This window comes from Tistlia consotensis USBA 355 (genome assembly GCF_900177295.1).
GTDB lineage: Bacteria > Pseudomonadota > Alphaproteobacteria > Kiloniellales > DSM-21159 > Tistlia > Tistlia consotensis.
In genome coordinates, this window is record NZ_FWZX01000059.1 from 1 (window position 1) to 5,960 (window position 5,960).

Annotated in this window: 5 protein-coding genes, 1 tRNA gene and 1 pseudogene; all 7 read right to left on the bottom strand. The window is 73.6% G+C overall.

Going from position 1 to position 5,960, the window contains the following annotated elements; genetic code table 11:
• Window positions 1-458 precede the first annotated feature (458 nt).
• Window positions 459-534, bottom strand: a tRNA-Ile gene (locus B9O00_RS31780).
• 119 nt (window positions 535-653) lie between these two features.
• Window positions 654-2,459 carry a hypothetical protein gene (locus B9O00_RS31785; protein WP_085127437.1) on the bottom strand — a complete coding sequence of 602 codons (1,806 nt, stop codon included), beginning with the start codon at window positions 2,457-2,459 and terminating at the stop codon, window positions 654-656.
• A gap of 4 nt (window positions 2,460-2,463) precedes the next feature.
• On the bottom strand, window positions 2,464-3,024 hold the full coding sequence (locus B9O00_RS31790) for a chemotaxis protein CheD (protein ID WP_085127439.1): 561 nt from the start codon (window positions 3,022-3,024) through the stop codon (window positions 2,464-2,466).
• Entirely contained in the window at window positions 3,021-4,109 is a 1,089-nt protein-coding gene (locus B9O00_RS31795; RefSeq protein ID WP_085127447.1) for a protein-glutamate methylesterase/protein-glutamine glutaminase, read from the bottom strand. The genes B9O00_RS31790 and B9O00_RS31795 overlap by 4 nt, the downstream gene beginning before the upstream one ends.
• Before the next feature lie 19 nt (window positions 4,110-4,128).
• A complete protein-coding gene (locus B9O00_RS31800; RefSeq protein ID WP_085127441.1) occupies window positions 4,129-5,010 on the bottom strand; it encodes a CheR family methyltransferase in 882 nt (293 codons plus the stop codon).
• The gene (locus B9O00_RS31805; RefSeq protein ID WP_085127443.1) at window positions 5,010-5,570 is read right to left on the bottom strand and encodes a chemotaxis protein CheW; all 561 of its coding nucleotides are present in this window, start codon (window positions 5,568-5,570) and stop codon (window positions 5,010-5,012) included. Before B9O00_RS31805 ends, B9O00_RS31800 begins: the two co-directional genes overlap by 1 nt.
• 3 nt (window positions 5,571-5,573) lie before the next feature.
• Window positions 5,574-5,960, bottom strand: a pseudogene (locus tag B9O00_RS31810) (hypothetical protein); the annotation flags it as partial.

The window sequence follows — 5,960 nt, forward strand, 5'->3', positions numbered from 1 at the left end:
GTTCCGCTGGCCGGGCCTCAGCGGGTCGATACGGGCGGCACGCTCAACATCCGGATTGACAGCGACGGCCGCCCGCGCGTCACTGAGGCACGTCCGAACGATCGCCGCTCCGACTGGGCGATTGACACCGGGCTCGTGATGGCCATGCCGAACTAGGCCAACTCAACCGTCACGATCAAGGGCGCTGGTGCCAAATCGGCTGCCGATTAGTGCCAAATCTCGCGCCGCGCTACAAGATGCGCAACGAGGCCGGGAGGAGACCTTAAGAGGGCGTTCAAGCCAAGTTCAAACTGGCCACCAGGCCTGAACATCGAGGGCCTTGGCCGGAACCCCTTCCGGTCTCAAAGCGGTCGCCGATCGGTCTCAAATCTCGCGCCGCGCGACACCGGGAGGAGCAGAGGACGATGAAGGCATCGCGATTTTCGGACGCCCAGAACACCGGAAGCCGTTGGAAAGGGTGGTGGGCCCGGCAGGACTCGAACCTGCAACCAAACCGTTATGAGCGGTCCGCTCTGACCGTTGAGCTACGGGCCCCCGAGCCTCCCGACTCGGGGAGGCATTCTGGCGGCTTCGGCGGGACGATCAAGGCCGGAAGCGCGGGATGCCGCCCGGCCTGCCGACACCGGCGGTTGTGGAGCGGAGCGAGGCCCGCCCTAGAACAGGAAATCGTCGACCGCGACCTCGGCGGCGCCCTGGCCCGGCGGCGGCGTCGCGCCGGCCGGGGCGGCCAGGGCCTCGCCGGTGACCCGGGCGTGGGTCTCGCGCTCCTGGGCCATGGTGTAGCTGCGGGCGATCCCGGCCAGCAGTTCCCGGCCGGCGGCCGGCAGCGCCCCGACCCCGCGCCCGGCGGCCCCGGCATCGCCGGCATCGGGACCGGCTGCCGCGGCGCGCTGGGCCAGGTCGGCGGCGGCCTGGCGCAGGACCGCGCCGATCTCCTCGTGAACGGTGATGCGGGCCCGGGTCTCGGCCAGCAGGCCGGTCACCGCCTCGCTGTCGTGACCGAGCGACCGCAGCGCGTCGGCGAGGCCCTGCCCGGCCGCGCCGAGCCGCTCGACGGAGCCGGTCAGCGCCTCGGCGACCGCGGCGATCTCGTCGGCGCGGCGCGCCTGCGCCTCGCCGGAGAGGGCGCCCAGGCAGTCGGTCATGCGCTCGACCCCGGCCATCACCGCCTCGGCCTCGACGCCGGTCTGGTTCGCGCAGACCCGCAGCTCCTGCGCGACGACCGCCAGCGGCTTGCCGGCGCCGCCCAGGCGACCGCACTTCAGGGTCGTGTTGAGGCCCATGATCCGGATGTCGGCCTCGAGCGACTGGATCGTGCCGACGTGCTCGGCGAGGCGCGTCGTGCCCTCGCGCACCGCCTCGACCACGGCGTCGGCCCCGGCCCTGGCGGTCCGGAAGCCGTCGAGCAGGGCGCGCGCCTGGGCGACCTCGGCCTCGAGGTCGAGCAGGAAGGCGCTGCGGCCCCGCGCCGAGCCGCCGTAGGCCTGCTCTCCAAGCCGCGCGATCTCGCGGGCGCTCGCCGTCAGCTCGTCCAGCGAGGCGGCGATCCGGCCGGCGTCGCGCTCCAGCTCGGCGGCGGCGTCGGACAGCTGGGCCGACTGCAGGCGGCAGCCGAGCGCGACCAGCCGGCGCCGCTCGCCATCGGTGAGGTCCCGCCATTCGGCCAGGTCGGGCTGCTCGACCTGGTCGAGCCGGGCCAGCGCCGCCTCGACGTGCTCGACCCGCTGGCGGGTGATGTCGCCGACCTGCAGGGCCATCACCGCGTCGCCGACGCGCTGGCCGATCTCGCGCGAGCGCCCGGCGACCGCCGCGGCGCTGCTGCCCGCCGCGCGGCTGCGCCCGGCGATCGCCTCGACGCTCGCGGTCAGCCGCGCCGGCACGAGGCGCAGCGCCTCGCCGTGCTGCCGGTCGAAGGCGCGCTCGGTCTCGGCGGACTGCTCCAGGTGCCCGCGCAGGCCGGTCAGCTCGCGCGCCAGCTCGACCAGGTTCTGCTGGGCGAGCTTGAGCGAGCGGTGGATCTCGTTGGCGAAGCCGAGGAAGTCGCTGCCGGCCTCGCCCAGGTGCATGGCCTCGATCTTGGCGCTGACCCCCAGCACGTCGACCGCCTTGACCGCCTTGTGCATGCGGCCGATGCGGCCGTCGATCGTGGCCGCCGCCTCGGCCAGGCGGCCGAGCGCCTCGCGCTCCTCCCGATAGGCGCCCGACAGCGCGGTCACGCCCTCGGCGGCGCCGGCGATGTCGCCGGCGGCCCGGTGCAGCGAGTCGCTCTCCAGCTCGGCCTGCAGAGCCTGGAAGGTCCCGCTCAGGCGCCCGAGGATGCCGATCGAGGATTCGAGCCCCTCGCCAACCGCCAGGAAGCGGTCCTCGGTCAGCGCGCGCGCCAGGCCGATGGCGTCGGCGACGCCGGCGCTTTCGGTCTGCGCGGACCGCCGGCCCCGGGAGGCGTTGCTGTGAGCCATGGGGTCAGTCCCTTCGGGTCGCGGGGAGAGGGCCGCCGCCGCGCGCGGCGGGGCGCCCGGCCGGCGGTGGCGAGAAGCCGGGCGCGACGGGCCGCACGTCGACCGCGCCGGTGCCGGTGTCGAGGTGGATGACGAAGCCGCTCTCGCCGCCGGTGCGCTGGGCGACGACCGGCACGCCGTAGTGCCGCAGGCGCTCGAGGGCCATCTCGAGGTTGCGCTCGCCGACCGTCGTCTCCGTGCCGTGGCGCAGCACCGCGGCGCCGCCGAACAGCTTGGCCTGCAGGTCGCCGACCTTGCAGCCGAGGCCGACGAGCTCCTCGACCAGGCTCTCGATCGCCGCGTCGCCGTAGCGCGCGCTGCGGTTGCCGTCGATCCTGGCCGGCAGCACGAAGTGGTTCATGCCGCCGGCGCGGCGCCGCGGATCCCACAGGCAGACCGCGATGCAGGACCCGAGGATCGTCGTGATCAGCGTCGGCCTGGCGGCGACGTGGATCGAGCCGGGCAGCAGGAACACGCGGCGCGCCGGCGCCGCGGTCGGAGGTGCCTGGGTCGCGCTGCAGCTCATGGCCGACCGGCCTTGAGGATTTCCGACGCCATCAGGTCGAGCGGCAGCACCTTCTCGGCCGCGCCCAGGGCGATCGCCTCCTTGGGCATGCCGAAGACCACCGAGGTCGCCTCGTCCTGGGCGACGGTGCGGGCGCCGGCCTGCTTCATCTCGGCCAGGCCCCTGGCGCCGTCGTCGCCCATGCCGGTCATGATGATGCCGACGGCGTTGGCGCCGGCGAAGCGCGCCGCCGAGCGGAACAGCACGTCGACCGAGGGCCGGTGGCGCGAGACCAGCGGGCCCTCCTTGACGCTGACGTAGTAGCGGGCGCCGCTGCGCTGCAGCAGCATATGCCGGTCGCCCGGGGCGATCAGGGCGCGGCCGCGCAGCACGCTGTCGCCGTCGGCCGCCTCCTTGACCTCGATCTGGCAGAGGCCGTCGAGGCGGCGCGCGAAGGCGGCGGTGAACTTCTCCGGCATGTGCTGGACGATGACGATGCCCGGGCAGTCGGCCGGCAGCGCCTCGAGGATCACCCTCAGCGACTCGGTGCCGCCGGTCGAGGCGCCGATGCAGACCACCCGCTCGGTGGTCTGGGCCATGGCCCGGCCGGCGCGCGGCGCCGGCAGCATGACGTCGGCGGTCAGCTTCTTCTCCGGCACGCGCGGCCGTGCGGCCGCGGCACGGCCCGGCAGGCGCTTGAGGCGTGCCCGCGCCGCCGCCTTGACGACGTCGCAGATGCGGGTCCGCGATTCCTCGAGGAACTGCGCGACATCGACCCGCGGCTTCTGGATCACGTCGACGGCGCCGGCCTCGAGCGCCTGCATCAGGGTCTCGGAGCCCTGCTCGGTCAGCGACGAGCACATGACCACCGGCACCGGATGCTGCGCCATGATCTTGCGCAGGAAGGTGATGCCGTCCATGCGCGGCATCTCGACGTCGAGGGTGATGACGTCCGGCACCTCGTCGAGGATGCGCTTGGCCGCGACGAAGGGGTCGGAGGCCGTCGCCATGACGTCGATCTCGGGGTCGGTCGCCAGGATGCCGGCCAGCGTCTGGCGCACCGAGGCCGAGTCGTCGACGATCAGGACCTTCACCTTCCCGGGCATCGCCAGACTGTCCACGGCGCTATCCACGGCGGAACACGGACTTGCCGACCGAGCGCAGCGGCAGGCGCAGGCCGGCCAGGCTCTCGGAGTGGCCGAGGAACAGGTGGCCGCCCGGCCGCAGATGCTCGCAGAGCCGGCTCAGCACCACCTCCTGCGTCGGCTTGTCGAAATAGATCAGGATGTTGCGGCAGAAGATCACGTCCATGTCCCGCTCGACCGGGTAGGCGCCGTCCATCAGGTTGAGGCGGGCGAAGCGCGCCATCTGGCGCAGCTCGGGCACGATCCGCACCTCCGGGCGCGCGGCCTGCCGATGCCTCATCAGGTAGCGGCGCGCGAACTCGCGCGGCACCGGCGTCATCATGCTTTCGGGATAAATGCCGAGCAGCGCGGCCTCCAGCACCTCGGTGCAGATGTCGGTCGCCAGGATCGAGGCGCGGAAGCCCGGCTGGCCGCGCCCGAACTCGGCCAGCACCATGGCCAGCGTGTAGACCTCGGCGCCGGTCGAGCAGGCCGCGCTCCAGATCTTGACCGGGGAGCGGGCGTCGACCCGCCGCGCCGCGGCCAGCTCGGGCAGCACGCTCTCGGCGAGCACCTTGAAGTGGCCCGGCTCTCGGAAGAACTCCGTCTTGTTGGTCGTGATCGCGTCGATCAGGTGGATCGCCTCGGCCTCCAGGCCGCCGCAATCGAAGAGGTAGCGGCAGTAGTCGGTGACGCTGTCCAGGCCAGTCGCACGGACCCGACGGCGCAGCCGGCCCTCGACCATGGTGATCTTGTTCGGCGGCATCTTGATGCCGCTGTAGTCCTGGATGAAGGTCGCCAGCCGCGCGAAGTCGCGCTGGCCGAGCCGGTCCTGGGCCTGGACCGCCGACCCGGCCGCCGGCTCCTGCGCTGCCGCGTCCATCACGCCGTTCCGAGGGCGAGCGCCTCTGCGCCACGGTCCAAGGCGCCGTTCCCGGGGCCGGCGGCAGCGGCCGCAGCCGCCTTCGCGCCGAGATAGGCGACCTCCTCGACCGAGAAGAGACGGGCGAGATCGAAGATCACGACGAAGCCCTCGTCGCGGCGCGCGACGCCCCCGATGTAGTCCGAGCGCCAGTCGACGCCGATGTCCGGCGTCGGCTCGATCTGCGAGGCCGCGAAGGCCGCGACCTCGAAGACCCGGTCGGCGACCAGGCCGAGCACCAGCCGGCGCTCGCCGGCCGGCACCTCCAGCACCAGGATGCGGCTGCTCTCGCTCGCCGCGGCCGCGGGCAGGCCGAGCTTGACCCTGAGGTCGATGACCGGCACGGCGCGGCCGCGCACGTCGATCAGGCCGGCCAGGTAGGCCGGCGCCTCCGGCAGGCGGAACATCGGCCTGAGATCGAGGATCTCCAGGACGGCTTCGACCGGCACGGCGAAGACCTCGCGGTCGATGCCGAGGGTGACGACCTGCAGGTCGCCGCTCGTGGCTGAGGGCTCGCTCATGGCTCAGAGCCGCTCGAAGTCGGCGTCCTGGGCGTCGGGCCCGCCGCTGGCGAGATCGAGAGCGAAGCCGCCCCTGCCGTTCGCCTTGGCATGGCCGTTGCCCCCCGCGCCGCCCTTGGACAGGCTCGGCGTGCGGCCGTTGGCCTTGGCCGGCTGCGGCCGGACCAGGCCCGGCTTGGCCGGCGCCGGCCGGACGGCCGCCGGCCGCGCCGGTGCCGCGGCGACCGCCGCGTGGCCCGAGCGCGTCCCGACCGCAGCACGCGCCGCGCCGACCGCAGCGGCGCCCTGCTGCTCGACCCGGAAGTAGGCGATGCTCGACTGCAGCTGCTCGGCCTGCGCCGCCAGCTCCTCCGAGGTCGCCGACATCTGCTCCGAGGCGCTCGCGTTCTG